This window comes from Nitrobacter winogradskyi Nb-255, from assembly GCF_000012725.1.
Classification (GTDB): domain Bacteria; phylum Pseudomonadota; class Alphaproteobacteria; order Rhizobiales; family Xanthobacteraceae; genus Nitrobacter; species Nitrobacter winogradskyi.
This window is the reverse complement of record NC_007406.1, coordinates 2,685,523-2,710,878: the sequence shown is the minus strand read 5'-3', so window position 1 is coordinate 2,710,878 and position 25,356 is coordinate 2,685,523. Positions and strand designations below refer to the sequence as shown.

Below are 25,356 nucleotides of genomic sequence, written 5' to 3'. Positions count from 1 at the left end.
ATGATGATCAAACGCATTCTGACGGTTTTTGCGGCGATCGCGGCAGGGGCAGGGGGAATCTCGTTAGCCTCGGCGCAGGGATATCCGCCGCCGAGCCCGATCTATTCCACGCCGCCCTCCGCCTATCCGGGTGAAGACGACCGTTCAGGCGCGGTCGATGCGCTTCCCAATTTCGATCCGGCCGACGATCAATCGATGCAGCGGCACAATTCGGTCGAGTTGCCACCGCCCGGTCCCGTGATGTCACCGGACGATCCGCGCTACGGCAGCCCCGTTTCCTCGCCGGCCTATTCGAATCGCGCCCCTTCGCCGGGCCCGGTGATGTCGCCCGACGATCCCCGTTACGGGCAGCCCGGCCCCCCGCCGTATCAGTATCCGACCCGCGCGCCGGAAACAGTCGCTTCCACCGGCGGATCGGATGCGGGCCTCAGGCCGCCGGCTCCCGTCGGCGCGGACGGCAGGCCGGCCCCGATGTCGGCGCTGCCGCCGGACGAGCAGCCCGAAGTCGATCAGGGCGGTGAGAAGCAGCTTCCGGAGAGGCTGCGCCGCAAGGAAGTCAGTTTCTCCACCAAGGAGCCGGCGGGCACCATTGTGGTCGATACGTCGAACACGCATCTGTACTACGTTCTCGGCAACAATCGCGCGATCCGCTATGGCGTGCGCGTTGGCCGCGACGGTTTCACCTGGGCTGGCGTGCAGAAGATCAGCCGCAAGGCGGAATGGCCGGACTGGCATCCGCCGACCGAAATGATCGAACGCCAGCCTTATCTGCCGCGCTTCATGGCGGGTGGTCCCGGCAATCCGCTGGGCGCGCGCGCCATGTATCTCGGTTCGACAGTCTATCGCATCCACGGCACCAACCAGCCTTCGACGATCGGCAAGTTCGTGTCCTCAGGCTGTATCGGCATGCTCAACGAGGACGTGTCGGATCTGTTCGATCGCGTAAAGGTCGGTACGCGCGTTGTCGTGATGCCGGGCGGTCCGCCGCGCACGGACACGACCGCTTCTACGCCTGCGTCCAGCGGGGCGCCGGCCCAGCAACCGCCGCAGACGGCGAGCCTGCCCGGAACTCAGCCGACCTCGGTGCCGCCGCTGCCGGAACCGGTAACGGTCCGGTAGAAGCAACGTCCGATCCACCCCCGCGCACGACGCGGGGGAGACAACGATGTCGCCTGCGTGGCTTCTCCTGACGGGGCTCGGTATTTCATCCTCGGGGTCAAGCCCCAGGACATGCCTTCACTCGAAAATGCTTCAATTCATCGCGGCGAGCGTATCCGCGCGCCCTTGAGCCATGCGGCGATGGTCTCGACCATCTCGATGTAATAATGGCTATAGCTGCCAGTGACCTCGTAGCCGGGATGTGGCGGCCTTGAGCGGCGATCCAGCCCACGCAGCCGATGATCGAGGCGTGGCGTTCCCTGGGAGAAGGAATGGGGTCTGAAATCGGCCATCGGATGTTCCTTCCTCTTGCTTCGCCGATCGGCGCGACGATGGGCGATGTTGCTTGGCGCCACCTGCGGGGGCGCGGCCTGTTCATCAGAGTCTGTTCAACGGCGTTGAATCCGCTCTAGGAGCGGATCGGCGGTTTCTCGCCGTGCTTGGCCCGCCAGGCGGGTCCGGGTCCGCGCATGTAGTGCAGTTCGGGCCGGTAGGAGTTGAACGCAATCGCGATGAATTCGCGCCATCGCGCGCGAAGGCTGTGAAGCCGTCCGCGCTGATGATCCTGCTTTTCGGTCCGGTTGGAGGCTGACGCCGATACGCTGGTCGCCATGATGTTACTGCCTTACGTGATGCTGCCACATCGGGCGGCGAGCTTTCGGACGCCACGACGCGCTGTCTCGCCATCCTTCACCGATTCAATTAAAAGGCGGTTTGAATGAGACGAAACGGACTATTGCTTTCGTCAACCTTTCTGTGTGGTTAAGGCAAGGTTGCCCTTTCGCCGCCGCGCGGCTACATCAGCGGCAGCAAACTTTCCAGAAACCAGCCTCTGAATCCGAAGTCCGGTCCCTGCGGCTTGTTCAGCGACTTTGGCTTCAAGAGGCGCAAGCCTTCGGTCGGCGTGCGGCCTGGTTGAGGTTTTCCTGACGATCTCCCCGCAAGCCGGAAGAGAGCGTTCTGAACGCCGTCGCCGCGACGTTTTGGATATCACGCAGTTTAGGGGTCACGATGGCGCGCCAGTTCATCTACTTCATGCAGGGCTTGTCCAAAACCTATCCGCCGAACCGGAAGGTGCTGGATAACATCCACCTGTCGTTCTATCCGGACGCCAAGATCGGCGTGCTCGGCGTCAACGGCTCGGGTAAATCGACGCTGCTGAAGATCATGGCCGGCCTCGATAAGGACTACACCGGCGAGGCCTGGGTCGCGGAAGGCGCCCGCGTCGGCTATCTCGAACAAGAGCCGCAACTCGATCCCGCCAAGACCGTGCGCGAGAACGTCATGGAAGGCGTCGCCAAGCACAAGGCGATCCTCGATCGCTACAACGAACTGGCGATGAACTACTCCGACGAGACAGCCGACGAGATGACCCGGTTGCAGGACGAGATCGAGGCCGCCGGCCTGTGGGATCTCGACAGCAAGGTCGATCAGGCGATGGACGCGCTGCGCTGCCCCCCCGATGATGCCGACGTAACCAAGCTCTCCGGCGGCGAGCGCCGCCGCGTCGCGCTATGTAAACTGCTGCTCGACCAGCCCGACCTCCTGCTGCTGGACGAGCCGACCAACCATCTCGATGCCGAGTCGGTGTCGTGGCTCGAGGGTCACCTGCGCAATTATCCGGGTGCGATCCTGATCGTCACCCACGATCGCTACTTCCTCGACAACGTCACGGGCTGGATTCTCGAACTCGATCGCGGCCGGGGCATTCCCTACGAGGGCAACTACTCCTCGTGGCTGGTGCAGAAGCAGAAGCGGCTGGAGCAGGAAGGCCGCGAGGACGCCGCGCACCAGAAGACGCTGGCGCGCGAGCAGGAATGGATCGCGGCCTCGCCGAAGGCCAGACAGGCGAAATCCAAGGCGCGTTACCAGCGTTATGAAGAACTGCTCGCCAAGGCCAGCGAGAAGCAGACCCAGACCGCGCAGATCATCATCCCGGTTTCCGAGCGGCTTGGCGCCAATGTCGTGGACTTCGAGGGCTTGTCGAAATCGTTCGGCGATCGCCTGCTGATCGATGATCTGACCTTCAAGCTTCCGCCCGGCGGCATCGTCGGCGTCATCGGTCCCAACGGCGCCGGCAAGACCACGCTGTTTCGTATGATCACGGGGCAGGAGACCCCGGACAAGGGCACGATCACGGTGGGCGAGACGGTGCAACTGGGTTACGTGGATCAGTCCCGTGACGCGCTCGACGGGTCGAAGACCGTGTGGGAGGAAATCTCCGGCGGCACCGATCAGATCCTGCTCGGCAAGAAAGAGGTCAACTCGCGCGCCTATTGCTCGACCTTCAATTTCAAGGGCGCGGACCAGCAGAAGAAGGTGGGCGCGCTGTCGGGCGGCGAGCGCAACCGCGTGCATCTTGCCAAGATGCTCAAGTCCGGCGCCAACGTGCTGCTGCTCGACGAGCCGACCAACGACCTCGACGTCGACACGCTGCGCGCGCTGGAAGAGGCGCTGGAGGATTTCGCCGGCTGCGCCGTGGTGATCAGCCACGACCGCTGGTTCCTCGATCGCATCGCCACGCATATCCTGGCCTTCGAAGGCGACAGCCACGTCGAATGGTTCGAGGGCAACTTCCAGGACTACGAGAAGGACAAGATGCGCCGGCTTGGTCAGGACAGCGTCATCCCGCACCGGGTGAAGTACAAGAAGTTGACGAGGTGAGCGGTGCTTAGGGCGTGACTAGTAGAGTCGTTCACAGCTTTATAGGAGCGGTAAAAGACTCTATCTTTATTTTCATGTGTTTTGTCCACGCGAATCGAATTCCATTCTACTCGAAATCGCTATCTCGTCAGTGCGAGGAAGCGTAACCGATGAAGCAATCCGGCTACTCGTGATGAAATTTATGGATTGCTTCGCTTACAAAGGCGATGAAACGATCCGAGCTTGCTCTTTTTATCATGCTATACTGGGCATTATCTATCCGGCCCACAATCTGCTTTCATTGCTTGAATCAGATTCTTGAAAGCTTCGTCACGCTGCTCACCTGGACCATCGTTTGTATCTACCATCGCTTGCGCATACATTGCGACATCTTTCGATCCAAACAATTCACAACGCGTTTGCCATAGGGCGAATGCCATAGAGTTTTTATCAGAGGGATGGATTGCTGCGTCGTGAAGCGCTTGAAGTAAGCCTAAGTAGGATTCTCGTTTTTCCTGATACCAACGATCACTTGTACTTGCTCGCCGCGCCATAAAATGGTCGGCCATCGACTTGAGTAGTGAGCCAATTCCTAGGCCCGCGAGTAACGGCAAGATCCATTCCATCGGATAATCACCTATCCCACCTTCTCCGCCAGCCACATCTTGATCAGCGACTGATAGGGCACGTCGCGCTTGTTGGCGGCGATCTTGATCTGCTCGAGCAGACTGACCGGCAGCCGCAGCGAAATCGCCGTCGTTGACGGCTTGAGGTTCGGGAAGCGCATACGCTGCGCGGTGCTCCAGTCGACATAGTCCGTGGAGTCGTGGGTTTCCCAGAATTTGCGTTCCTCGGCCTCGCTCTTGAAGGCGGGAACAGGCTTAGGCTTGCTCATAGATTTTCCGCTCCTTTCGATTCATGTCGCAAGCAGAGATCACACGGATCAGCGTTCCGCTTCTCCTCAGCGTGAACGTGACGTGCAGCAGACGCTGTTCCGTCGTTTGTCCAAGCGCGTTGAAGCGCTGTTCGCTTCGGCTGTGCTTTTCGTCCCCGGCAACGATCAGCGGGTCGTTGAAGAATATACTTTCGGCTTCCGCCGAACTCACATCGTGCTTGTCTGCGTTCTTGCGGCGGTTGCCGTCGTCCCATTCAAACCCTGCGATCCGATCGAAGTCGATCATTCGTGTATATTACTATAATATACACGAAATACAAGCAGGCCGCTCGTCGTGCCCTTGACGGCGGAAAGAAAAATTGAAGCAGCAGGTCAAGGAGACTCAGCGCGCGAGCAAGAGAAGAATCTCCGGTTCGCCATCTTCGGAACACGATGGAACCAAAACGCTCCCTGGCTATTGATGGACCACGAATATCGAGGTCGGCGGCGGTGAGTTTGGATCTGGACGCGAGGGTGGCGCCGCCGATGGCGGGAGGAGGGTTCGGCGACCGGGCGCTGGCTTCGGCCGTTATCGCGGCCCTCGTGATCTGCGGTCTGTATGTGGGGCGCGAGATTTTCGTGCCGATCGTGCTGGCCGTGCTTTTGAGCTTCGTGCTTGCCCCGCTGGTGGATATCCTGGAGCGATGGCATTTCCCGCGCTTTGCCAGCGTGCCCGTCGTGGTCCTGCTTGCCTTCATCGCGATTTTCGCTCTAGGCGGCCTGATCGTGAGGGAGGTCAGAGGACTCGCGGACAGCCTGCCAAGTTACCAGCAGACCATGCAGCAAAAGATCCAGTCGCTGCGGGCGCTGACGGCGACAGGGCCGCTGGATCGCGCGGCGGAGATTCTTCAGAATCTCGGCAAGGAGATCAGCGGACCACAGAGTCCCCCGCCACCGGCGGAAATTTCGCCCTCGTCCAGAACGGCCGAGCCGGTCAAACCCATCCCCGTCGAGGTGCGCACGCCGCCGCAGTCCGCCCTTGAGAATATCTCCGCGCTCATCAGCCCGTTGCTGCATCCGCTGGCGACGATCGGCATCGTGGTGGTGTTCGTGATCTTCATCCTGTTCCAGCGGGAAGATCTGCGCAATCGGTTCATCAAGCTGGCGGGCTCGAATGATTTGCAGTCCGCGACGGCGGCGATCGACGACGCGGCCGGCCGCCTCAGCCGTCTTCTCCTGATGCAGGTCCTGCTCAATACCGGATTCGGGGTGATCGTGGCTTCCGGGCTGTTGCTGATCGGCGTTCCCAGCGCGATCCTATGGGGAATTCTGGCCGCGATCATGCGTTTCGTGCCCTATGTCGGGCCGTTCATCGCCGCGTTTTTTCCCCTGACGCTGGCCGTTGCGGTGGATCCGGGCTGGTCGATGCTGCTGTGGAGCGGTGCGCTCATTCTGCTGACGGAGTTGATCGTCGGTCAGGTGTTCGACCCCTTGCTGGTGGGACACAGCAGCGGATTGTCGCCGGTCGCCGTCGTGGTATCGGCGACGTTCTGGACCGCGCTGTGGGGACCGATCGGGCTTGTCCTCGCGACCCCGTTGACGATCTGTCTCGTCGTGCTCGGCCGCCATGTCGAACAACTCAGGTTTCTGGACATTCTGCTCGGTGATCGGCCCGCGCTGTCGCCGCCGGAGTTGTTCTATCAGCGGATGCTCGCCGACGATCCGGCGGAGGCGGTCGAGATGGCGGAGAAGTTTCTGAAGGAGCGCTCGCTTGCCGAGTATTATGAGAACGTCGCGCTGAAGGGCTTGATGCTGGCGCAGGCAGATCTCAAGCGCGAGCGGTTGTTGCCGGATCGTGTGGCCGAAATCAGGGACAGCGTCGCAGAGGTCATCGAGGGACTGGCCTCCGAATTCGACGATGTCCTGGGGAATGCCCAAACGAAAGAAGACGATGACGCGTCGGACGTGACGGCCGACGCCCCGATGCCCGAACTGCCGTTCATCATCCGCGAGGGATTGCCAGCGGACTGGCAAGCCGATCATCCCGTGCTTTGCGTCGCCGAGCGCAGTGATCTCGATCAGGCGGCCGCGATGTTCCTGGCCGAGATCCTGTCGAAGCACGGTCTTGGGGCGCGAGCCGCGAGCAAGGAAGAGACGTCGACAAGTGGAATTTTCCACCTTGAAGCCTCGGGCGTGATGCTGGTGTGCATTTCGACGCTCGATGACGGCAGTCCGGCGCACACGCGCCATCTCGTGCGCAAGCTCCGCCGAAAGATGCCGCAGGCGCGCATACTGGTTTGCTGCTGGGGATGCACCAACAGTGGAATGGCGAGGGAACATCTCAAGGCCGACGCGGTCGCGGAGAATCTGGGGGAGGCCGCCGCCTATTGCCTGTCGCTGGTCGATCAAACGGTCGCACAGGATGGCGTGCACGAGACGGGCGTCATTCCGCGCGTGCGACATCAGCCGTTGCCGGTTGCCAGGCAGAAGCAGCCGGCCGCGGAGGGACGTCACGGCATGAATGATCGGCGGTGACGATAGCGTTTCAGAACGAAGCATATCTTCCGGCTTGATGCGGGATGGAGGCCGGTTCGTGTCAGGAAACGCGCCAGATCACATGATGAGGTCCATCGCCGCTTCCGTGACGCGGTGAAGGATTATAGGCTCGCCGTCGTTGATTGATGTCGAAAGGAGGACCGGGACGCGATGGACGATTGGAGCGCCGAGCAATATCTGAAGTTCGAGGACGAGCGGACCAGGCCGTCGCGCGATCTGTTGGCGCAGATCCCGCTGAGCGCGCCGCGCAAGGTCGTCGATATCGGTTGTGGTCCCGGCAATTCCACCGAACTGCTGGTCGCGCGCTGGCCGCAGGCCGAAGTTATCGGGATCGATACATCCGCCGACATGCTGCGGCGGGCGCGCGAGCGGCTGCCGGGATACACGTTCATCGAAGCCAACGTCGCGCACTGGGTCCCGCCGGCGGATGCCGACCTTCTGTTCGCCAATGCGATCTTCCAGTGGGTCCCGGATCATCTGAGGCAGTTGCAGCGTCTGCTCGGTGCGCTGCCGTCAGGCGGCGTGCTGGCGATGCAGATGCCGGACAATCTCGACGAGCCAAGTCATGTGATGATGCGCGAGGTGGCGCATTCCGGACCGTGGCGAGAAAGACTTGCGGAGGCCGCGCGGGCGAAAGACCTGCTGGCCAGGCCCGGCGCCTACTATGACGCATTGCGGCCGTTGTGCGAGCGTATCGAGATCTGGCATACGGTTTATAATCATGCCCTTGAGGATACCGCGGCGATCGTCGAATGGGTGAAGGGCACGGGATTGCGGCCTTTCGTCGATCTTCTGGAGCCGATGGAAAGGAAAGAGTTTCTGCGCGAATATACCGCGCGCGTCGCAGCCGCTTATCAACCCCAGGCGGACGGCAAGGTGCTGCTGCGTTTTCCGCGCTTTTTCGTCGTCGCGATCAGGTAATCAGCGCGAGGCGATTCAGGCTGGACGCGGAATATCCGGTGCGGCTGATATTGCGAAATCAGATGGGAGCTATGCCGCCTTGCTTCGCGTTGCATTTTGTCGCGGCAGGACGTCTCGATTCCGTCACAGGGAATCGAATAGAACGCTCTCCCGTCACGACGAGACCCCACGATGTCCCCGATCCCTGAAACTCCGCCGTCCTCGAAGGTCGCCGCCACGACTCTGCGCCCGCTGCCGATGCTGATCTTTTCCTCGCGCTGGCTTCAGCTTCCGCTTTATATCGGCCTGATCGTCGCTCAGGGCGTTTATGTGGTCCTGTTTCTGAAGGAGCTATGGCATCTCATCGGGCACTCCTTCGACTTTTCCGAACAGCAGATCATGCTGGTGGTGCTCGGCCTCATCGACGTGGTGATGATCTCGAATCTTCTGGTGATGGTCATTGTCGGCGGCTACGAGACCTTCGTGTCGCGGCTCAATCTCAAAGGCCATCCCGACGAGCCCGAGTGGCTCGGTCATGTCAACGCCAGTGTTCTCAAGATCAAGCTCGCGATGGCGATCATCGGCATCTCGTCGATTCATCTCCTGAGAACCTTCATCGAGGCTGGAAACCTGGGGACCGAGCGCGCCATGAATTATACGCAAACCGGTGTCATGTGGCAGACCATCATCCACGTCGTCTTCATTTTTTCGGCAATCGGCATTGCGCTGGCGGATCGTATCGCAACTGAATCGAACGGGTCGAACGGCGAGACGGGGCACTAGCATGGCGGCGACCGCCGCAAATATCCTGCGACGGTCGCAACTGGCGATCCTTATTCTGCTGACGTTCGCCGTCGGAGCCGCTTTTTCGCCGGTGCATGCGGCGGACGAGGGCTTTTCGCGTTTCATCGCCTCGGTCTGGCCTGACGCACAGCAGGCGGGTGTTTCGCGCGCGACGTTCGACTCCGTCACAGCCGGACTCGAGCCCGACCACCGGCTGCCCGACCTCATCCTGCCCGGCCGGCCCGCGACCGGCGCGCCGTCGCAGGCGGAATTCGTTCAGGTGCCGGCGGATTATCTCAAGGAGGGCAGTATCGCGCGGCTGGCGGCTGAAGGGCAGCGGCTGATGCGGAAACACGAATCGACGTTGAAAGCGATCGAAAAGCGCTTCGGCGTCCCCGCCACGATCATCCTTGCGATCTGGGGCCGGGAAACCGATTACGGTCGCTACGCGCTGCCTTACGATGCGATGCGCGTGCTGGCGACCCAGGCTTATGTCGGCCGCCGCAAGGACCAGTATCGTAACGAGTTCATCGAAGGGCTGCTGTTGCTGCAGCGCGGCGCTGTCTCGCGCAGGAATTTCCGCGCGTCGTGGGGCGGGGCCGTCGGATTGACCCAGTTCCTGCCCTCCGAACTTGCCAAGCATGGCGTCGACTTTGACGGCGACGGCCGCGTGGATATCTGGTCTTCGGTCCCCGATGCGCTGGCCTCGGCCGCGCAGCAACTCGTCAATAAAGGCTGGCAGCCTGGACTGCACTGGGCCTATGAGGTGCGCGCGCCGGCGCACGCCGATTGCACGGAAGGCGTGCCCGAGGTGAGGAAACCAATCGGGGAGTGGCTGCGCGCAGGATTTGCACCGGTACGCGGACAGAAGCTGAGCGCGGCAGAGCGGGAACAGTCGGCGTCTCTGCTGCAACCGGAGGGCATCCATGGCCCATCATTCCTGACCACGAAGAACTACTTCGTCATCAAGGAGTACAATTTCTCCGATCTCTATGTTTTGTTCGTCGGCCATCTCGCTGACCGCATGACCAGTCCGCTGCCTTTCGCGACGCCATGGTCGTCATCGACGCAACTGCGCAGCCGCGACGTCGAGGCGATGCAACGCCATTTGACGCGGCTTGGCCTGTACAAGGACAAGATTGACGGGAAGGCCGGGATGCTCACGCGAGCGGCGCTCGGCGCCTACCAGAAGTCGGCCGGCCTCAAGGTGGATTGCTGGCCCAGCGACGGGGTGCTGCGCGCGATGAACGCGGCGCGCTGAAAATCATTGTTGCCAGTTCCCAGGGGCAAGCCCCAAGGCCATGCTGCGCCGAAACATTATAACGCAAACCCGGCCGCGCGGCCGGGTTTCTCAGAGTCTGTTTCAACTGTGTTGGATCAGACTCGCCGCTTATCTTTTTGTTTCTGAAACGATCGGATCAGTCGCACACCTGGACGCGACGGAAACGCCAGCCATATCCGTCCCAGAACCTCTCGCGCACCATGTGGCACGGCGGCCCGTCCATATAGGCCGGGGGAGGCGCGGCGTAGACGGGAGCCGGCACGGCGTAGGCCGGAGGGGTGCTGGCGATCGCGCCGCCGATGATGGCGCCGGCCGCCAGACCGCCGAGAAGACCTGCCGCCACCGCTCCGCCGCCGCGAGCCTCGGCCTGCGGAGCCATCGCTAATGAACCAGCCGCAACTGTCGCAGCCGTGAGGAGGGCAAAAACTGCTTTCTTCATTCTGGAATCTTCTCCTGAAGGATAGCGCCGCGATCGGCGCCGGGTTCAAGGCACTCGCCCGTCGTTCTGGCCGACCGGCTGTTCCGTCTGATCAGCCTGACGCAAACGTTCGAAGGTCGGTCGCTCGAAAAAGCGGCTTTTTCACGCCATCGCACCGTACTGTCCGGACCGCATTCGCGGGATGAACGAAACCGATCCATTTGACGAAGCGCGACTCTTCTTTTCTTCCCGATAATCGTTTCCCGCTCTCGCGTCGGCTCGACCCTTCGGTCGGTATCGTGCGTCCGAACGGCCTGATCAGCCGCACACCCTGACATTCCGGAGCCGCCATCCGAAGCCGTCCCAGAAGCGCTGGCGCTGCCAGTAGCAGCCGGGGGCTGCGACGTATCCGGGGCCGTAATAGCCGTAGCCGGGTCCGTACCCCCCTCCGTAATATCCATAACCGGGGCCGTAGTATCCCGGACCGGCCAGCATGCCGCCGAGAATCGCGCCGCCAACCAGTCCACCCACAACACCCGCCGCGATCCGGCCGTTACGCGCTTCGGCCGCTTGAGGTGCGGCCAATGCCGTGACCAGCGCGCCAACCGTTGCCAACGCCATCACCGTTCGTTTCATGGTTCGATGTTCCTCCTGCGTCCTCGACAGCAACATAGTGTGTGGCGCCGGTTGAGAAATTCTCACTTCGCGTTTGAACGTTCAATGAACGGGCGCGCCCATTCCCGCCACGGATTCGGCGTCCGGGCGAGAGGAATTCACGATGTATATCAGATGATTACAGGGCCGTCGAAGAGCGGGTGCGGGATCACGCGCAGGTCGGCCGATACGCTGCTTTTTCGCCAGTTTGGAATAGCTTGAAACAGCATGTTTTCCCTTTGCCTTTCATGATCCGGTTTAAGAATATTCTGCCGTGTCCAGGTATCGTAATGGGTTTCGTTTTCATGATCGTTTGTTCCTGTAACGTTTTGACCGATCACGACGTCCGCTCCGCGGTGACCTCAACAGACGACCTTCGGCGCTCGCCAAAGCAGGTTTACGGATGCCTGGGGTGCAGCGCGGAATGTGGGCGATGTGCCCGGACCATCAAAACCATCATCAAGGAAGCGCTGGGAGCCTGTGCCAGACAGTGTTGTGACGGTTGTCCCCATTCCGCCGCACATTCGAAAGTAAACACTAGTCAGGCCGAGATCATCGCTTGATGTTTTTTGCGCATCCCTCCCCATTTTCTTGAGGCAGATAGCTGTTCCGCCCTTCTTGGGGGTTGTCGCGCCGCCAAATCTGATTTAGAAGTATTCTAAATTGGATTTGGCCGGCCCGACGGCCTGTCTGTCAGCATTCAAAAATAAAACAGGAGCTGTTCCATGAAGGGCGACCCGAAGGTGATTGATTACCTGAACAAGGCGCTCCGCCACGAACTAACGGCCGTCAACCAGTATTGGTTGCATTATCGGCTGCTGGATAATTGGGGTATCAAGGATCTCGCCAAGAAATGGCGCGCGGAATCGATCGAGGAAATGGAGCACGCCGACAAGTTGATCGACCGGATCATCTTCCTCGACGGATTTCCCAACATGCAGGTGCTTGATCCCCTGCACATCGGCCAGAACGTCGGTGAGGTGATGGATTGCGATCTCAAGGCGGAATATTCGGCGCGCGCGCTCTATGAAGAGGCGGCGACACACTGCCACGCCGTGAAGGACTACGTGACCCGCGATATCTTCGAGAGCCTGATGAAGGACGAGGAAAGCCATATCGACTTCCTCGAAACCCAGATCGATCTCATCAAGAAGATCGGCGTCGAGCTCTACTCGCAGAAGCACATCGGCGAAATGGATCACGGCTAGGTCGGATCGACATTCAGGATTCCCAGGCGGTCTGATCGCTGATTCATAGGGTTCCGTGATTCTGACACGGAGCTGCACGATGGGGATCAAGCGGTATGAGCTGAGCGATCATCAGTGGGCGAAGATTGCACCGTTGCTGCCAGGCAAGGCCTCTGATCCGGGACGGACGGGATCGGATAATCGGTTGTTTGTGAACGGCTGCCTGTGGGTGCTGCGATCCGGCGCGCACTGGTGTGACCTGCCGGAGCGCTATGGTCGCTGGAAGACGGTGCATCGGCGGTTCAGCAGGTGGTGCCATGCCGGTGTGTGGGAACGGGTGTTCTCCACCCTGACAGCCGATCGCGACAACCAGTATCTGATGCTCGACTCAACCATCGTTCGAGCCCATCAGCAGGCGGCTACCGGAAAAGGGGGGCCAAGGATCAGGCGCTGGGGCGTTCCCGAGGTGGACTGACCACCAAGGTCCACATGCTCGCCGATGCGCTGGGCCGACCCTTGCGTTTCATCGTCACCGCCGGGCAGGTCGGAGACATCACACAAGCCCCCGCGCTGCTCGAAGCCCAGGCCGGGGACGCCGTGCTGGCCGACAAGGCTTATGACAGCAACGCCTTGCGTGCACTCATCGCCGGCATGGGCGCCGAAGCGGTGATCCCCTCAAACAGGACGCGCAAAATCATCATCCCGCATGACGCCGGTCTCTACAAGCACCGCAACCGCATCGAGCGCTGCTTCAACCGTCTCAAGCACTTCCGCCGTTTCGCCACCCGCTACGACAGGCGAACCGTTCACTTCACGGGCTTCGTTCACCTGGCCGCAGCCCTGATCTGGCTGCCGTGAATGTCGATCCGGCCTAGCGCGTATTCCGCAAAAGTGGATACCGGTTTTGCGATCAGAATACGCGCAAGTTTTTGATTGAACGTGTTTTCTTACGGCTAGCCGGATTCCACTTAGCCGGAAAACGCCATAGAGTATTTTCGCTTCTGATGATCGCGTCAGAAGCGAAGTTCTCGATTGTTCTTCTGACGCGGTTTCTTCACGCGAACCGGTGCCTGTCCTCGGGTCAAGCCGGAGGACATGCTTCGCTTGAAAACGCTCCAGTTTGAGGCATCGCGCAAAGAACCGGCGCCTTCAAGAACGGGGGCGTGGCGGCTTGCCGGCCATCACGCCTGGGGATCGCGCTATTCGCCGCCGCCGCCCTTCAGGCGACGTTTTTGTTTTTTTCTTTTTTCCCGCCCGCCGTTGGTTACGTCATTATCCTGCAGCGTCTGGACGAGCGAGCGCTCGGCTTCGATACGCTGCTGTTCGGCGAGCAACCGATTCTCGGCCTCGATCGTTTGCCGGCGCTGATGCTCACCCCAGGCTTCGATGATCTTTTCGATCCAGGGTAGAACCTCCTCGATCGACGGCAGGCGCCCCGGCGGGCCCTGTTCGCCGCGTGGACCCTGTGGCCCCTGTTCTCCGCGCGGACCTGGCGAACCTTGTTCACCTCGTGGACCTTGTTCGCCGCGAGGGCCTTGTTTGCCGTCCGCTCCCGGCTTTCCGTCGCGCCCCGGTTTGCCGTCGGGACCGGGCTTGCCTTGCGACCCCGCTTTTCCTGCTGCACCCTGAGCGCCGGGTTTTCCCGGTGCGCCGCGCGGCCCCGGTTTGCCTTGCGAACCGGTGCGTCCCGGCGGTCCCTGAATGCCGGGGATGCCCTGCGGTCCCTGCTTGCCGCGCTTTTCGCCTGCCACGTTGTATCCTCTCGCGATCCTGACGTTGCCGCGAATGTATCAGGCGGCTTGCGCGCATTTCAATTCGAGGCGCGGGACGGAAATCGGGCTTTCAACTGTCATATTCGACAGCCCATAGAGCGAAGGCATAGGCGAGTGCGACCTCGTCGAGCCGGTTGAAACGGCCCGACGCGCCTCCGTGCCCCGCGCCCATATTGGTCCGCAGCAGGACGGGGCCGCCTGACGTCATGGTGGCGCGCAGCCGCGCGATCCATTTCGCCGGCTCCCAATAGGTGACGCGCGGATCGGTCAGTCCGCCCAAGGCGAGGATCGCCGGATAGTCCTTCGCCGCGACATTCTCGTATGGCGAGTAGGACAGGATGGTGCGGAAATCCTCCGCGCTCACGATGGGGTTGCCCCATTCCGGCCACTCCGGCGGGGTCAGCGGCAGCGTGTCGTCGAGCATGGTGTTGAGCACGTCGACGAACGGCACTTCCGCGACGATGCCGGCGAACAACTCGCCGGCGCGGTTGGCCACCGCACCCATCAACATGCCCCCAGCGCTGCCGCCGTGGCCGACGATCCTCTTGGCTGAGGTATAGTTCGCCGCGATCAGCGCGCGGGCGCAGGCGGCGAAATCGTCGAAGCTGTTGGTTTTCTTCTCGCGCTTGCCGTCGAGATACCAGCCCCAGCCCTTGTCCGCGCCGCCTCGGATGTGCGCGATGGCATAAGCGAAACCGCGATCGACCAGCGACAGCCGGTTGGCCGAGAACGAGGCGGGCATGGAATGACCGTAGGAGCCGTAGCCGTAGAGCAGAAGCGGCGCGCGGCCATCCAGCACGAAATCCTTGCGATGCAGGATCGAGACCGGCACCTCCGCGCCATCGTCCGCCTTCGCCATGATGCGGGTGGTGACATAGTTCGCGGGATCATGCCCTGACGGAATCTCCTGCCGCTTGCGCAAAGTGCGCGAGCGGCTCGCCATGTCATAATCGAACACCTCGGACGGCGTCGTCATCGACGAATAGCTGAAGCGCAAGGTCGTGGTGTCGAACTCGTAGCCGCCATGGGTGTCGAGCGAATAGGCGGCCTCGTCGAAGGCGATTGCGTGCTCATCGCCGGTCGCCAGATCACGGATGATGATCGAGGGCAGCGCATTGGTTCGTTCGAGTCGCGCCATGTGACCGGAATAAAGCTCAAAGTCGATCACATAGGTGCCGGGACGATACGGGATGAGGTCGCGCCAGTTCGCGCGGTCGGGCGACGAGAGCGGCGCCGTCATGATCTTGAAGTCGATCGCGTCGTCGGCGTTTGTGAGGATGAACAGTTCGTCGCCGCGATCGGCGACGGAATACTGCACGCCGTCCTCGCGTGGCGCGATCAGGCTCGGCACGGCCTGTGGCGCAGCCAGATCGATCAGCCGCTGTTCGGACGTTTCATGATCGCCGCCTGCTATCACGCAGAAACGGCCGCTGGCGCTCTCATGAATATGCGTGAACCAGCCGATGTCCTGTTCTTCATAGATGAGCGTATCATCGGCCTGAACCGTGCCGATCTGGTGGCGATAGACCTGCATCGGCCGATGGTTGTCGTCGAGCTTGACGTAGTAGAACGCGCGTGAGTCCGCGCTCCACACCACGCCGCCGTCTGTTTCCTCGATGACGTCGGCGAGATCGGCGCCGCTGTCCCAGTCGCGGATACGGATCGTGAAATATTCCGAACCGCGATCGTCGCAGCTCCACGCTTCCAGGCGATGATCCGGAGAATGATCGGCCTCGCCAAGCTGAAAGAACTTTTTGTTTTCCGCGAGCGCATCGCCGTCGATGAGAAAGCGGGCGTCGCCGCCGTCGCGCGGCTGCCGGCCGATCATCCGGTGCTGGCCGCCCTCCCGGTACTTCGTGAAGTAGGCAAAAGGACCGTCGGGGGAGGGAACGGTGGAATCGTCCTCCTTGATGCGGCCGCGCATTTCCGCGACCAGTTGCCTTTGCAGCGGCTCGGTCTGCGCCAGCACGGCGTTCGAGTAGGCGGTTTCGGCCTCAAGGTAGGCGCGAATATCCGGTTCGAGTAATGAAGGCTCGCGAAGCACCTGCTGCCAGTTCGCATCCTTCAGCCAGGCGTAGTCGTCCGTCAGGGTGATACCGTGATGCGAATATGTATGTGAACGGCGGTCGGCTTTCGGAGGTGTCGGTGTCGATGTCATGAAAACAAAGGCCTGGTCGAAGCGCGGGCTGAGCGTGCGCGAGAACGGAACGTGATGTTTCGTTCATAGGAGGGCGCGCGCGCCACGGCAAGCCGGTGCGTGCGGGAAGATGTGTCCAGGGAAGTTCGATCTGATGCGCGCCATCAGTCGCGCATGTTCCGCTGATGCATCGTGACGGCGTCAGACGTGATCGGGCACGTCGAGTCCCATGGAGGTATACTGCCGTATCTTGTTGCGCAGCGTGCGGACCGATACGCCCAGCACGCGCGCCGCGCGGGTGCGGTTGCCGCCGCAACGCGCCAGCGTCTGCAACACGAGTTCCCGTTCGACCTCGTCGACCGTGGAGCCGACCAGCAACGGAATCACCTCATCAGGTGTGAGCGCAACCTGATCCTTCATCGAACCCTGATCTGTGATCTGGATCTCCTGGTTCATCGGTCTCTCCCTAAGCGCGGCTTCCCATCCAAGCCACGGATTGAGACCCCCATCCCGGCGACGAGGCTGTAATGATATGGTTACCAGATCATTAACAAACCCGAGTTGCCGGAACTCTTAGCCCGAACGCGGAGAGAACGGCCGATTTCGCGCCAAAAATGCGCGTAACAGGCGAATGTTACGTTCGGGATGATGTTAACCTGAATTGTGTTTCTGTTAATCGGCAACCGCAGGATGCATGACTGCATGGCAGGGGACGAATCGGGACCGCTCCAGATCTGCCCCCAATCGCTTCCCCGACTTTCTTAACGCCCGGGGATTCGGCTCGTTATCGTCGCTGTTTTTCGCGCGGAGTGGTGTTCGCGCTGGCTGCTGGATTCGTCCTGAAGTGGCAGCCCCGGAGCGGCGAACCCGTGCTAGCGAGACAACTCGCTCAGATGCGCGCGCCGCGGTTATAACTCTCGATCAACTGGTTGTAGTCGCGGAGCAGCCGGGGCGGTGAACCCTCGACCATCCAGCCGCCGCCGCTGCCGAGCATCATGCGGTCGCCCTGGCTGTAGGGCACCTTGTCGCGGATGCGGCGCATCAGTTGCTTCGCCGAGGTCAGGTACGATTTGGCGCTGCTCAGGAAGGACGAGCCGAGCTTCGTGTCGCCGTCCTTGCCCGATGCGTCCTCGGCGGCCTTCACCGTGGTCTCATACTCGGTCAGTGCTTTCGTGATCGCCGCGATATCGGGCTTGCTGGTGTCTTCCGCGCGCAGCAGGCGTTTAGCGTGGATCATCAACGCCTCGGCGTAATAGTGCGTTTTGCGGCCTTCCTTCGCCTCGATCGCGGCGAGCTGTTCTTCCGCCTGCTTGTCCTTGATGGCCTCGACGCCGGCGCGCAGCTTCTTGTCGGCGCTCGCGAACGCGTCCCACGCTGCAACGAGACGCGGATGCATCTCCTTGCCCTTGGCCATCTTGTCGTCCTTGTAGTTCTCCTGTTGGTAGTACTCGTCGGCCTCCTTCAGCAGCGGTTCGAGCTTTCCGACGGCTTCGGCATAGGCGGACGCAGCGGATTCGAGTTCGGCGTCATGCGGCTCCGATGCGTTGGCCATCTCGACGTTCTTCTTGCAGTCGGTCGTGTCGTAGATGGTGTAGGTGCCGTAGATGATGCGCTCCTTGCCGGTCGGGCCGGTCTTCTTCGCCCAGGAGAAATAGCGGTTGCGCGACTCATACGAGCGCTCCGACAGGCGGTTGATGCAGCCGACATAGGCGTTCAGCTTTCCGACCAGCGGGGAGGGCGACGAGGAGGGGGGCGTCTTGTCTTGTGCCGCGGCGGGCGCGAGGGAAAGACCGAAGGCTGCGGCGGACAACAGGGCAATCGCCCGAAACGGCGTCATGGTTCTCTTCCCTCGCGATGCTGACAAATCCCAGCGTTGGTCGCGCGAAGCGCGGCAGAGGTTCATGCGTAGCAGCGCGACAGGGTGGGTTACAGCTTCGCGTGAGCCTCCATGCATATTCACAACACCCGATTACTCTCCTTCACCTTCTCGGCATCTAGATACACGTTACCTCCCATCTCCTTGAACCTCGCGCTCATCTCTTTCATGCCCTGGTCGCGATAAGACGGCTCGGGGACGCCTGCGGCGTCATTCGCCTTTGGTGCGGTGTCCGGATAGAGCGCGGCCTTCTCGTTATCGCCGAGCGTCGCAGCGTAGTCGCGCACATCCTGCGTGATCTTCATCGAGCAGAATTTCGGTCCGCACATCGAACAGAAGTGCGCGACCTTATGCGCGTCCTTCGGCAGCGTCTCGTCGTGGAAGGCGACCGCGGTGTCAGGATCGAGACCGAGGTTGAATTGGTCCTGCCAGCGGAAGTCGAACCGCGCGCGGCTCAATGCGTCATCGCGCAGTTGCGCGGCCGGATGGCCCTTGGCGAGGTCGGCGGCGTGCGCCGCGATCTTGTAGGTAATCACGCCGGTCTTCACGTCGTCGCGGTTGGGCAGGCCGAGATGCTCCTTCGGCGTCACGTAGCAGAGCATCGCGCAGCCGAACCAGCCGATCATGGCGGCGCCGATGCCCGAGGTGATGTGGTCATAGCCAGGCGCGATGTCGGTGGTCAGCGGCCCTAGCGTATAGAACGGCGCTTCGCCGCATTCTTTCAGCTGCTTGTCCATGTTGATCTTGATCTTGTGCATCGGCACGTGGCCGGGGCCTTCGATCATCACCTGGCAGCCCTTCTTCCATGCGATCTGCGTGAGTTCGCCGAGCGTTTCCAGTTCGGCGAACTGCGCGCGGTCGTTGGCGTCCGCGATCGAGCCGGGGCGCAGGCCGTCACCGAGCGAGAACGACACGTCATACTTGCGCATGAGGTCGCAGATTTCCTCGAAGTGCGTATAGAGGAAGCTCTCCTTGTGGTGGGCGAGGCACCACTTCGCCATGATCGAGCCGCCGCGCGAGACGATGCCGGTGACGCGGTCGGCGGTGAGGTGGATGTAGGGCAGCCGTACGCCGGCATGGATGGTGAAGTAATCGACGCCCTGTTCGCACTGCTCCACCAGCGTGTCGCGATAAAGCTCCCACGTCAGTTTCACCGGGTCGCCGTCGCATTTCTCCAGCGCCTGATAGATCGGCACCGTTCCGATCGGAACGGGCGAGTTGCGCAAAATCCATTCGCGCGTGGTGTGAATGTTGCGGCCGGTCGAGAGGTCCATCACCGTGTCGGCGCCCCAGCGGATCGCCCACACCATCTTGTCCACCTCTTCTTCAACCGAGGAGGTCACGGCCGAGTTGCCGATATTGGCGTTGATCTTCACCAGGAAATTGCGGCCGATGATCATCGGCTCCAGTTCGGCGTGGTTTATGTTGGAAGGAATGATGGCACGGCCGCGCGCGATCTCCTCGCGCACGAATTCCGGCGTGATGAAGGCGGGTACGGAGGCGCCGAAGGCTTCACCGTCGGCCAGCGCGGCTTCGGCGCGTTCGAGTTGCTTCTTGCGTCCGAGATTCTCGCGCTCGGCCACATAGATCATTTCCTTGGTGATGATGCCGGCGCGGGCGAACTCCAGCTGTGTGATCGGCGCATCGCCGATGCCCCTCAGCGGCTTGTGGTGCGCCTTGAACGCCGCCGCGGCGTGGCTTGCGCCGACATTGCCGTTGTCCTCCGGCTTGATCTCTCGGCCGTCATATTCCTCGACGCCGCCGCGTTCCTTCACCCAGGCGAGACGCGTGCGCGGCAGCCCGGCATTCACATCAATGATGACGTTCGGATCGGTATACGGACCGGAGGTGTCATAGACCGGCAGGTTCGGCTCGCCCGCGCCCTCGGACAGGAGGATCTCACGCAGCGGCACCCGCAGATCGGGCGCGGCGTCGGGCGCGGAGAACATCTTGCGGGACGAGGGCAGGGCACCGGTGGTGACGGCGGGGCGCGTGGTGTCCGGATTGGAGCGAATGTTCATGGCGTTTCTCCGGTTCGAGGCGGGGCGTTGCGGTTCAATGCGCATGGCCGATAGGGCGGGAGACGGCGTTGATGCCTCGCGCGATGAAGATGGATGTCTGCATGACGGTGTCTCATGCGGGTTCAATCATCTGGTCGAGCCAGGCTTTGACCCGTGCATCGGGATCAGGGTTCTGCGTGATGTCGCTGACCACGGCGATCGAGTCCGCGCCGGCGGCATAAATCTCCGGCGCCTGCTCCAGCTTGATTCCGCCGATCGCGACCAGCGGGATGTTGCCGACGCGCTGCTTCCATTCGGTGATCTTTGGAATGCCTTGCGGCGCGAACCGCATCGCTTTCAGCGTGGTCGGAAATATCGGGCCGAGCGCGATATAGTCCGGCTCGGCTGCGAGCGCGGTTTCGAGTTCGGCGTCGTCATGGGTGGAGAGGCCGAGCGTCAGCCCGGCCTTGCGGATCTCGTGAACATCCGCCGTCGCCAGATCTTCCTGGCCGAGATGAAGGTGCTTCGCCCCGGCCACGATCGCCGCGCGCCAGTAGTCGTTGACCACGAGCCGGACCGGCGTGTCCTTGACGATCTCCAGCGCGTCGCTGACCAGTTGCAAAGCTTCGCCGTCGTTGAGGTCCTTGGCGCGCAACTGCACCGTCCCCACGCCGAGTCCGGTCAGGCGGCGCACCCAGTCCAGCGTGTCGACCACAGGATAGAAGCGATCAGGGTACGCGTTGCGATCAGGATACGCGGAGCGATCAGGATACTGCATGCCAGAACGGTGTCCCTACTACCGGGGTTGATGGCGAGGCGAAGTCGCGGGCCTCCATCAGGCCCGCCTCATAAGCGTTGCGGCCGGCTTCCACCGCCAGCCTGAAGGCGCCCGCCATGACAACGGGATCGGCGGCCTTGGCGACGGCTGTGTTGAGCAGCACGGCGTCGTAGCCGAGTTCGCAGGCCTGCGCGGCGTGGCTCGGCGCGCCGAGTCCGGCATCGACGACGAGCGTGACGTCGGGCAGCCGTTCGCGCAGCAGCTTCAAGGCGTCGCGGTTTGTGATGCCTTTGGCGCTGCCGATCGGCGCGGCCCATGGCATGACGACCTTGCAGCCCGCTTCGACCAGCCGCATGGCGACGCCGAGGTCTTCGGTGCAATAGGGAAACACGTCGAAGCCGTCCCTGATGAGGATGGCGGCCGCTTCGACGAGGCCAACCACATCGGGTTGCAGCGTGTCGTTGTCGGCGATCACTTCGAGCTTGATCCAGGACGTGCCGAACAGTTCGCGCGCGAGCTTCGCCGTAGTGACGGCTTCGCGCACGGTTTTGCATCCGGCGGTGTTCGGCAGCACCGTGACATCCAGCTCGCGGATCAGCGACCAGAACGCGTCGCCGGTCTTGCCGCCCGCCGTCTCCCGCCGCAGCGATACGGTGACAATCTGGCTGCCCGCGGCGCGGATCGCGTCCTGCATGATTTTCGGCGACGGATAGAGCGCCGTGCCGATCAGCAGCCGGGAGGAGAATTCACGATCGTAGAACGAAACCATTATGCGTCTCTTTGTTTGAGCATGATCTGATCCGAAAACCGGTTCCCACTTTTCGGGATTATGCTCTACCCTCCCTGCCGCGGCGTGATGATCTCGATCTCGTCGCCGCTCCTGAGCGCGGTATCCGCCCAGCGGCTTCTAGGCAGCACGTCGAAATTCACGGCGATCGCGACGTGCGTGCTCTCGTAGTCGAGTTCGCTCAGCAGCGCGTCCACGGTCCGCGCTGCGATCTCCCGCCGTTCGCCGTTGACGGTCACTTGCATTGCATCACCTCGTTGTCGATCTCCCCGCGCGCCACATAGCCGAGCGTCAGCTCGGCTAGCGCCGGCGCCAGCAGGAAGCCGTGGCGGTAAAGGCCGTTGACCGCAATATGATCCTTGTCGATCGCGATGCGCGGCAGGTTGTCGGGAAAGGCAGGCCGCAGGCCGGCGCCGATCTCCACGATCCGCGCCTCCCCGAACGCCGGATGCACCGCATAGGCCGCGCTCAGCAATTCCAGCGTGGACCGCACGCTGACGCCGTCGTCCTCGCGCTCGATCGAGGTTGCGCCGATCATGAAGCGATTGCGCTCGCGCGGAATGATGTAGAGCGGCCACCGGGGATGCAGGATCCGGATGGGGCGAGATAGCACGATCTCGTCGGTTTCGACGATGATCTCCTCGCCCTTGACGCCCCGCAGATCCGGAAACGCGTCGCGCGCGGCGAGACCGCGGCAATCGATCTCCAGCCCGTCGATGTGGGTCGTTTCCGGCGCGCTGCCGAATTCGATCCGGCCGCCGGCGGCGCGGATGCGCGCGTGCAGTTCGGGCAACACGCGGCGCGGCTCGACATGGCCTTCGTCCGGAAAGAACAGCGCTTCGCGAAACCGCCCGTCAAGCGAGGGTTCGAGCTTGCTTACGTCATCGCGCTGAAGGCGCTGATGTCCCGATGTCATGCGCGCGAAGCGTTCGAAATCGCTGCGATCGCGCGGATGCGCCACCACGAGAGAACCATTGAAAGGCGTATCGGGAGCATGTTCGCGCCAAAGCGCGAGCGAGCGAAGGCCAAGGCGCGTGACGAGAGGTTCGGACACCTCGGATTCGCACCATGGGGCGAGCATGCCGCCGGCCCAGTGGCTGGTGGCTTGCGTCATCGCATCATTGTCGCGTTCGTGAAGCGTGACCTCGTGCCCGGCTTTCGCGAACAGTAACGCCTGCCATGCACCGGCAATACCTGCGCCGATGACCGCGATCGGAGGCGTTCCCCGCCTGTCCCACGTCTTATGAAGCATCCCTGTCCCTTCGCCGGCATGACCCGGATCAGGTTCAAAGGGTCACCGCGGTCCTTGCAATCCGCCTTGGATTGCGCGCTTGCGGTATCTCAGCTCCCTGACGGAGCACCCCTCGGAACATCCCTAATCTAAACCGAAAGGTGAGGGTGTCAACGTGCGGCAGGCGTAATCGTCGATATGAAGCGGTTCCACGATTTTCCTGTTAGCCCGGCGCCAGGCCGCGGTTCAGCGCGGCGCGATCGACAGCGGCGCGCCGGGGAGTCTTGCGTCAGCGCTCATGGTCTCGTGCCTGGCGCGCTGGAGTCTTTGCCGCTTGGCTGCGTAGTAGTAACCGCCGGCATAATAGGCGACGGCGCGATCGTGATTGCCGTTCGCCAGCCGGTATGCGCCGGCGAGATACTTCACCGCATAGGTGAGGTTGGTTTCGGGGTCGAGCAGGCCTTCAGCGGTGCCGGTGTAGCCGAGGCCGCGAGCGGTCGCGAGCTTGATCTGCATCATGCCGTAGTTTCCGCGATGAACCGCGCGCGGATTGTAGCGGCTTTCGCGCATGATGACGCGGTGAACCAGGTCGACAGGAACACCGTTGGCTTGCGCGTGCGCCGTCACCATCGTCGTGTACTCCGCGCGTTGCGCGGTCGATGGCTGTGGCCATGCCATCGCAACAAATACAAGAAGCGGACCGAATTTGCTGAAATTTGTCACGGAACCCCCTTCATGATCGGCCTTTCCTATCGCCTCAATCGTGCCTTTCCTATGGCAAGATCAGTTAAACTGGCGGCTCCCGCAGGTTTATAGCGTTTCAAAACGTATAACCTCCGACTTGACTCAGGGGAACGAGCGCCGGGTGGTGTGAAGAAACGCACCAGATCAAGGTCATAGAGCCCTTGGTCCGATTTCGTCAGAGCGGAAAACGCCGCCGACCCTGCGATGAGAATGGAACTGATACAACGTGCGGCGCCTTGCTGCCGCGCGCGTGCGCTCCGCCGTCAACTTGTCGTGAGAGGAAATCCCGCTAAGGAACAACGTGGATTTTCGGCGAGTTGCGCCCTGCAATTGCAGACATCAAAAACAGATGGGAGACGCGCCATGCTCGCTGCCGGATCCGACGATCTGCCACACCAGAATCCTTGTGCGCAGTGCGGCCGCCTGATCGCCGCGCCGGTCTGGTTTGAGAAAGAACCATGCCGGACATCGTATCTCTGGCGATGCGTTCGATGTGGTTACAAGTTCGAAGCTATCGCGTTCTTCAAACAGGCGAACCATGAGTCGCGCGCGACCGCGGCCTGAATATGTCTCTCATGTTCGAAAGGAACCACTCCGGACGTCGTGGGTTCTCGCTACTCCATTTAAACTGAAGGAGACATACTGATGATCTCGAAGCATATGACGGCCGCGTTGATTGGCTCCGCGCTGCTGGCGACGGCTGCGATCGCTCAGACGCCAAACGCCACGATGAACAACAACATGACTGCTCCGGCCGCCGCGACATCGTCAGAGTCCGGATATCATGGCTCCTGGCGGTCATCCAAGATGGTCGGTCTTAACGTTTATAACGATACCAATGACAAGCTCGGCTCGATCAGCGATCTCCTTCTGGACAAGAATGGAATGATCAAAGCTGCGGTGATCGGCGTGGGCGGCTTCCTTGGCGTCGGCGAGCGACTGGTCGCGGTGCCCTTCGACAAGCTGAAGTTTGTCGACACGCCTGCGCAATCGGCCTCCGGAAAGGGTGCGGGCACGGGGACCACGACCGGCTCTTCAACATCCGCGCCGGCGACGACCACGACGAGCAGCAATCCATGGTTCCCGGATCACGCGGTCTTCAGCGCGACCAAGCAGCAGCTCGAGTCGATGCCTGAATTCAAGTACTCGACCTGAACCGCCGGATAATAAACGGCAGAATGACAACACGCCCGGTTTCGCCGGGCGTGTTGCGTGTGAGTTTGGTTCGCCTGTGGCCGTGGACTTGGCGCTGGCATGAAAAGTCCACGGCCACCTGATCCCGTCATCGAATGGAGGAAGACATGGCCGAGAGTGTCTACAAGGTCATCGAACTGATCGGCACCAGCAAGGATTCGTGGGAGAAGGCGGCCAAGGGCGCGGTCGAGCGAGCGGGAGAGTCTCTTCGCGACCTTCGCGTCGCCGAAATCGTCAAGCTCGACATGCAATTGGACGAGGAGGGCAAGGTCGAGACCTATCGCGCCAAGCTCAAGGTCTCATTCAAGTTCGAGGGTTAGGGCAAGGTATCGGAAAGTGCTTTGCGTCTGGTTCAAACAAGCGAAATGCTCGGGGGCATTGG

At 61.7% G+C, this 25,356-nt stretch carries 30 protein-coding genes and 1 riboswitch; of the genes, 11 read left to right on the top strand and 19 right to left on the bottom strand.

The window, feature by feature from the left end:
- Nucleotides 1-1,119, top strand: coding sequence for a L,D-transpeptidase (locus NWI_RS12950; RefSeq protein WP_041345089.1), 1,119 nt, complete (start codon nt 1-3; stop codon nt 1,117-1,119).
- A 137-nt stretch (nt 1,120-1,256) separates the two neighbouring features.
- On the opposite strand, the gene NWI_RS12945 is transcribed toward NWI_RS12950, so the two are convergent.
- Nucleotides 1,257-1,451 carry a hypothetical protein gene (locus NWI_RS12945; RefSeq protein ID WP_041345088.1) on the bottom strand — a complete coding sequence of 65 codons (195 nt, stop codon included), beginning with the start codon at nt 1,449-1,451 and terminating at the stop codon, nt 1,257-1,259.
- A 116-nt stretch (nt 1,452-1,567) separates the two neighbouring features.
- Complete coding sequence (locus NWI_RS12940; protein WP_011315692.1) at nt 1,568-1,771, bottom strand: hypothetical protein; 204 nt, start codon at nt 1,769-1,771, stop codon at nt 1,568-1,570.
- 398 nt (nt 1,772-2,169) lie between these two features.
- Here NWI_RS12940 and ettA point away from each other — a divergent pair, with 398 nt between their 5' ends.
- On the top strand, nt 2,170-3,822 hold the full coding sequence (ettA, locus tag NWI_RS12935; protein ID WP_011315691.1) for an energy-dependent translational throttle protein EttA: 1,653 nt from the start codon (nt 2,170-2,172) through the stop codon (nt 3,820-3,822).
- A gap of 251 nt (nt 3,823-4,073) precedes the next feature.
- On the opposite strand, the gene NWI_RS17705 is transcribed toward ettA, so the two are convergent.
- From NWI_RS17705 to NWI_RS12925, 3 genes are read right to left on the bottom strand one after another with little or no spacing between them, the layout of a single operon-like run.
- Nucleotides 4,074-4,427, bottom strand: a complete 354-nt coding sequence (locus NWI_RS17705) for a hypothetical protein (protein WP_148203866.1) — start codon at nt 4,425-4,427, stop codon at nt 4,074-4,076.
- A gap of 11 nt (nt 4,428-4,438) precedes the next feature.
- Entirely contained in the window at nt 4,439-4,696 is a 258-nt protein-coding gene (gene brnA, locus NWI_RS12930) for a type II toxin-antitoxin system BrnA family antitoxin (RefSeq protein WP_011315690.1), read from the bottom strand.
- On the bottom strand, nt 4,683-4,982 hold the full coding sequence (locus NWI_RS12925; RefSeq protein ID WP_011315689.1) for a BrnT family toxin: 300 nt from the start codon (nt 4,980-4,982) through the stop codon (nt 4,683-4,685). Before NWI_RS12925 ends, brnA begins: the two co-directional genes overlap by 14 nt.
- 239 nt (nt 4,983-5,221) lie before the next feature.
- Between NWI_RS12925 and NWI_RS12920 the strand changes: the two genes are divergently transcribed.
- The 4 genes from NWI_RS12920 (at nt 5,222) to NWI_RS12905 (ending at nt 10,175) form a co-directional block, all read left to right on the top strand.
- Nucleotides 5,222-7,210 (top strand): AI-2E family transporter, encoded by a 1,989-nt coding sequence (locus NWI_RS12920; RefSeq protein ID WP_011315688.1) that lies wholly within the window; start codon nt 5,222-5,224, stop codon nt 7,208-7,210.
- Between the two features lie 171 nt (nt 7,211-7,381).
- On the top strand, nt 7,382-8,152 hold the full coding sequence (gene tam, locus NWI_RS12915) for a trans-aconitate 2-methyltransferase (RefSeq protein WP_011315687.1): 771 nt from the start codon (nt 7,382-7,384) through the stop codon (nt 8,150-8,152).
- A gap of 171 nt (nt 8,153-8,323) precedes the next feature.
- Nucleotides 8,324-8,914, top strand: a complete 591-nt coding sequence (locus tag NWI_RS12910; protein ID WP_011315686.1) for a TIGR00645 family protein — start codon at nt 8,324-8,326, stop codon at nt 8,912-8,914.
- A 1-nt stretch (nt 8,915) separates the two neighbouring features.
- The gene (locus NWI_RS12905) at nt 8,916-10,175 is read left to right on the top strand and encodes a lytic murein transglycosylase (protein ID WP_011315685.1); all 1,260 of its coding nucleotides are present in this window, start codon (nt 8,916-8,918) and stop codon (nt 10,173-10,175) included.
- A gap of 157 nt (nt 10,176-10,332) precedes the next feature.
- Here NWI_RS12905 and NWI_RS12900 read toward each other — a convergent pair whose 3' ends face one another.
- From NWI_RS12900 to NWI_RS18010, 3 genes are all read right to left on the bottom strand, one after another.
- Nucleotides 10,333-10,635, bottom strand: coding sequence for a hypothetical protein (locus NWI_RS12900; protein ID WP_011315684.1), 303 nt, complete (start codon nt 10,633-10,635; stop codon nt 10,333-10,335).
- A gap of 297 nt (nt 10,636-10,932) precedes the next feature.
- A complete protein-coding gene (locus NWI_RS12890) occupies nt 10,933-11,250 on the bottom strand; it encodes a hypothetical protein (protein ID WP_011315683.1) in 318 nt (105 codons plus the stop codon).
- Nucleotides 11,251-11,399: 149 nt separating this feature from the next.
- Nucleotides 11,400-11,609, bottom strand: a complete 210-nt coding sequence (locus tag NWI_RS18010; RefSeq protein WP_187148051.1) for a hypothetical protein — start codon at nt 11,607-11,609, stop codon at nt 11,400-11,402.
- On the opposite strand from NWI_RS18010, the gene NWI_RS17120 reads away from it, so the two are divergent.
- The 3 genes from NWI_RS17120 to NWI_RS17115 all read left to right on the top strand — a co-directional run bounded on the left by NWI_RS17120 (nt 11,574) and on the right by NWI_RS17115 (nt 13,313).
- Nucleotides 11,574-11,831, top strand: coding sequence for a (2Fe-2S)-binding protein (locus NWI_RS17120; RefSeq protein WP_011315682.1), 258 nt, complete (start codon nt 11,574-11,576; stop codon nt 11,829-11,831). The two genes, NWI_RS18010 and NWI_RS17120, sit on opposite strands and share 36 nt — an antisense overlap.
- Before the next feature lie 162 nt (nt 11,832-11,993).
- Nucleotides 11,994-12,476: a bacterioferritin gene (gene bfr / locus NWI_RS12885; RefSeq protein WP_011315681.1), complete on the top strand. Its 483-nt coding sequence runs from the start codon at nt 11,994-11,996 to the stop codon at nt 12,474-12,476.
- An 85-nt stretch (nt 12,477-12,561) separates the two neighbouring features.
- A protein-coding gene (locus NWI_RS17115; RefSeq protein ID WP_430691788.1) for an IS5 family transposase occupies nt 12,562-13,313 on the top strand; the annotation gives its coding sequence in 2 pieces (ribosomal slippage) (nt 12,562-12,892 and nt 12,892-13,313; 753 coding nt in all).
- A 341-nt stretch (nt 13,314-13,654) separates the two neighbouring features.
- On the opposite strand, the gene NWI_RS12870 is transcribed toward NWI_RS17115, so the two are convergent.
- The 11 genes from NWI_RS12870 to NWI_RS18005 form a co-directional block, all read right to left on the bottom strand.
- A complete protein-coding gene (locus tag NWI_RS12870) occupies nt 13,655-14,206 on the bottom strand; it encodes a collagen-like protein (protein WP_011315680.1) in 552 nt (183 codons plus the stop codon).
- 91 nt (nt 14,207-14,297) lie between these two features.
- Nucleotides 14,298-16,385, bottom strand: a complete 2,088-nt coding sequence (locus NWI_RS12865; RefSeq protein ID WP_011315679.1) for a S9 family peptidase — start codon at nt 16,383-16,385, stop codon at nt 14,298-14,300.
- A gap of 180 nt (nt 16,386-16,565) precedes the next feature.
- Nucleotides 16,566-16,820, bottom strand: coding sequence for a helix-turn-helix domain-containing protein (locus NWI_RS12860; protein WP_011315678.1), 255 nt, complete (start codon nt 16,818-16,820; stop codon nt 16,566-16,568).
- A 433-nt stretch (nt 16,821-17,253) separates the two neighbouring features.
- Entirely contained in the window at nt 17,254-18,201 is a 948-nt protein-coding gene (locus NWI_RS12855) for a YiiG family protein (protein WP_041345085.1), read from the bottom strand.
- Nucleotides 18,202-18,320: 119 nt separating this feature from the next.
- Nucleotides 18,321-20,261, bottom strand: a complete 1,941-nt coding sequence (gene thiC, locus NWI_RS12850) for a phosphomethylpyrimidine synthase ThiC (protein ID WP_011315676.1) — start codon at nt 20,259-20,261, stop codon at nt 18,321-18,323.
- Between the two features lie 112 nt (nt 20,262-20,373).
- Nucleotides 20,374-21,018 carry a thiamine phosphate synthase gene (locus tag NWI_RS12845; protein WP_011315675.1) on the bottom strand — a complete coding sequence of 215 codons (645 nt, stop codon included), beginning with the start codon at nt 21,016-21,018 and terminating at the stop codon, nt 20,374-20,376.
- Nucleotides 21,005-21,787 carry a thiazole synthase gene (locus NWI_RS12840; RefSeq protein WP_011315674.1) on the bottom strand — a complete coding sequence of 261 codons (783 nt, stop codon included), beginning with the start codon at nt 21,785-21,787 and terminating at the stop codon, nt 21,005-21,007. Before NWI_RS12840 ends, NWI_RS12845 begins: the two co-directional genes overlap by 14 nt.
- Nucleotides 21,788-21,852: 65 nt before the next feature.
- On the bottom strand, nt 21,853-22,050 hold the full coding sequence (thiS, locus tag NWI_RS12835) for a sulfur carrier protein ThiS (RefSeq protein WP_011315673.1): 198 nt from the start codon (nt 22,048-22,050) through the stop codon (nt 21,853-21,855).
- Complete coding sequence (locus NWI_RS12830; RefSeq protein ID WP_011315672.1) at nt 22,041-23,057, bottom strand: FAD-dependent oxidoreductase; 1,017 nt, start codon at nt 23,055-23,057, stop codon at nt 22,041-22,043. The genes thiS and NWI_RS12830 overlap by 10 nt, the downstream gene beginning before the upstream one ends.
- Nucleotides 23,046-23,180, bottom strand: a riboswitch (TPP riboswitch). Its footprint overlaps the gene before it by 12 nt.
- Before the next feature lie 102 nt (nt 23,181-23,282).
- Nucleotides 23,283-23,714, bottom strand: a complete 432-nt coding sequence (locus NWI_RS12825; RefSeq protein ID WP_148203864.1) for a transglycosylase SLT domain-containing protein — start codon at nt 23,712-23,714, stop codon at nt 23,283-23,285.
- 405 nt (nt 23,715-24,119) lie between these two features.
- Nucleotides 24,120-24,320 carry a hypothetical protein gene (locus NWI_RS18005; RefSeq protein ID WP_187147979.1) on the bottom strand — a complete coding sequence of 67 codons (201 nt, stop codon included), beginning with the start codon at nt 24,318-24,320 and terminating at the stop codon, nt 24,120-24,122.
- A 105-nt stretch (nt 24,321-24,425) separates the two neighbouring features.
- Here NWI_RS18005 and NWI_RS12815 point away from each other — a divergent pair, with 105 nt between their 5' ends.
- Entirely contained in the window at nt 24,426-24,935 is a 510-nt protein-coding gene (locus NWI_RS12815; protein ID WP_011315669.1) for a PRC-barrel domain-containing protein, read from the top strand.
- Between the two features lie 146 nt (nt 24,936-25,081).
- Entirely contained in the window at nt 25,082-25,294 is a 213-nt protein-coding gene (locus NWI_RS12810) for a dodecin family protein (protein ID WP_011315668.1), read from the top strand.
- Nucleotides 25,295-25,356 lie beyond the last annotated feature (62 nt).

Coding starts and splice junctions, on each gene's coding strand:
- NWI_RS12890 (WP_011315683.1), bottom strand. CDS start 11,250: ATGAAACGAACGGTGATGGCGTTGGCAACGGTTGGCGCGCTGGTCACG.
- thiS (WP_011315673.1), bottom strand. CDS start 22,050: ATGCAAGTGACCGTCAACGGCGAACGGCGGGAGATCGCAGCGCGGACC.
- NWI_RS12940 (WP_011315692.1), bottom strand. CDS start 1,771: ATGGCGACCAGCGTATCGGCGTCAGCCTCCAACCGGACCGAAAAGCAG.
- NWI_RS12945 (WP_041345088.1), bottom strand. CDS start 1,451: ATGGCCGATTTCAGACCCCATTCCTTCTCCCAGGGAACGCCACGCCTC.
- NWI_RS12845 (WP_011315675.1), bottom strand. CDS start 21,018: ATGCAGTATCCTGATCGCTCCGCGTATCCTGATCGCAACGCGTACCCT.
- NWI_RS12950 (WP_041345089.1), top strand. CDS start 1: ATGATGATCAAACGCATTCTGACGGTTTTTGCGGCGATCGCGGCAGGG.
- NWI_RS12905 (WP_011315685.1), top strand. CDS start 8,916: ATGGCGGCGACCGCCGCAAATATCCTGCGACGGTCGCAACTGGCGATC.
- NWI_RS17705 (WP_148203866.1), bottom strand. CDS start 4,427: ATGGAATGGATCTTGCCGTTACTCGCGGGCCTAGGAATTGGCTCACTA.
- NWI_RS12810 (WP_011315668.1), top strand. CDS start 25,082: ATGGCCGAGAGTGTCTACAAGGTCATCGAACTGATCGGCACCAGCAAG.
- NWI_RS12910 (WP_011315686.1), top strand. CDS start 8,324: ATGTCCCCGATCCCTGAAACTCCGCCGTCCTCGAAGGTCGCCGCCACG.
- NWI_RS12830 (WP_011315672.1), bottom strand. CDS start 23,057: ATGCTTCATAAGACGTGGGACAGGCGGGGAACGCCTCCGATCGCGGTC.
- ettA (WP_011315691.1), top strand. CDS start 2,170: ATGGCGCGCCAGTTCATCTACTTCATGCAGGGCTTGTCCAAAACCTAT.
- NWI_RS12925 (WP_011315689.1), bottom strand. CDS start 4,982: ATGATCGACTTCGATCGGATCGCAGGGTTTGAATGGGACGACGGCAAC.
- brnA (WP_011315690.1), bottom strand. CDS start 4,696: ATGAGCAAGCCTAAGCCTGTTCCCGCCTTCAAGAGCGAGGCCGAGGAA.
- NWI_RS12855 (WP_041345085.1), bottom strand. CDS start 18,201: ATGACGCCGTTTCGGGCGATTGCCCTGTTGTCCGCCGCAGCCTTCGGT.
- NWI_RS12840 (WP_011315674.1), bottom strand. CDS start 21,787: ATGGTTTCGTTCTACGATCGTGAATTCTCCTCCCGGCTGCTGATCGGC.
- NWI_RS12865 (WP_011315679.1), bottom strand. CDS start 16,385: ATGACATCGACACCGACACCTCCGAAAGCCGACCGCCGTTCACATACA.
- NWI_RS12815 (WP_011315669.1), top strand. CDS start 24,426: ATGATCTCGAAGCATATGACGGCCGCGTTGATTGGCTCCGCGCTGCTG.
- NWI_RS12920 (WP_011315688.1), top strand. CDS start 5,222: ATGGCGGGAGGAGGGTTCGGCGACCGGGCGCTGGCTTCGGCCGTTATC.
- NWI_RS12825 (WP_148203864.1), bottom strand. CDS start 23,714: ATGGCATGGCCACAGCCATCGACCGCGCAACGCGCGGAGTACACGACG.
- NWI_RS12860 (WP_011315678.1), bottom strand. CDS start 16,820: ATGAACCAGGAGATCCAGATCACAGATCAGGGTTCGATGAAGGATCAG.
- NWI_RS18005 (WP_187147979.1), bottom strand. CDS start 24,320: ATGGTTCGCCTGTTTGAAGAACGCGATAGCTTCGAACTTGTAACCACA.
- NWI_RS12900 (WP_011315684.1), bottom strand. CDS start 10,635: ATGAAGAAAGCAGTTTTTGCCCTCCTCACGGCTGCGACAGTTGCGGCT.
- NWI_RS17120 (WP_011315682.1), top strand. CDS start 11,574: ATGATCGTTTGTTCCTGTAACGTTTTGACCGATCACGACGTCCGCTCC.
- bfr (WP_011315681.1), top strand. CDS start 11,994: ATGAAGGGCGACCCGAAGGTGATTGATTACCTGAACAAGGCGCTCCGC.
- tam (WP_011315687.1), top strand. CDS start 7,382: ATGGACGATTGGAGCGCCGAGCAATATCTGAAGTTCGAGGACGAGCGG.
- thiC (WP_011315676.1), bottom strand. CDS start 20,261: ATGAACATTCGCTCCAATCCGGACACCACGCGCCCCGCCGTCACCACC.